Below are 643 nucleotides of genomic sequence, written 5' to 3' on the forward strand. Positions count from 1 at the left end.
ATTGATCGCGGCCTGGGTGGTCGAATCGCAGGCGCCGCCGCCGCCCAGCGACAGGTTCAGCACGCGCGCCTTGTTGGCGTTGGCCGGCACGCCCGAGACGGTGCCGCCCGAGGTCCAGGTGATCGCGTCGGCGATGTCCGAGGTATAGCCGCCGCACTTGCCCAGCACGCGGGCCGGGACGATCTTGGCGTTGTAGGCCACGCCGGCAACGCCGACGCTGTTGTTGGTGCGCGCGGCGATGGTGCCGGCCACGTGGGTGCCGTGCCAGCTCGAGGTCTGGGCGCGGGTCGGCTGGCCGCCGCCGCATTCGCCGACGGCGATGGCGTCGCCCGGGTCGCTCGCATCGCTGTCGCGGCCGTTGCCGTCGTTCGAGACGAAGGTATCGCCGATGAAGTCATAGCCCGGCAGGATCTGGCCGCTCAGGTCGGTGTGCGGACGGTAGCCGGTGTCGATCACGGCCACGACCACGCCGGAGCCGGTCGACACATCCCAGGCGGCCGGCAGGCGCAGGCCGCCGACCGAATCCGTGTAGTGCCACTGCTGGCTGTACATCGGGTCGTTGGCGGTCGCCATGTGGGTCATGATGCGGTCCGGCTCGGCATACTCGATGTTCGGGTCGCGCGCCATCATTTCGGCGGCCAGT

Annotated in this window: 1 protein-coding gene; it reads right to left on the bottom strand. The window is 70.3% G+C overall.

The window, feature by feature from the left end; genetic code table 11:
* Positions 1–643 (bottom strand): S8 family serine peptidase (locus KBW98_RS23805; protein WP_211522636.1); only part of this gene is annotated, 643 nt, incomplete at both ends.

The sequence above is a fragment of the Massilia sp. ST3 genome, assembly GCF_018119405.1.
Classification (GTDB): Bacteria; Pseudomonadota; Gammaproteobacteria; order Burkholderiales; family Burkholderiaceae_D; genus Telluria.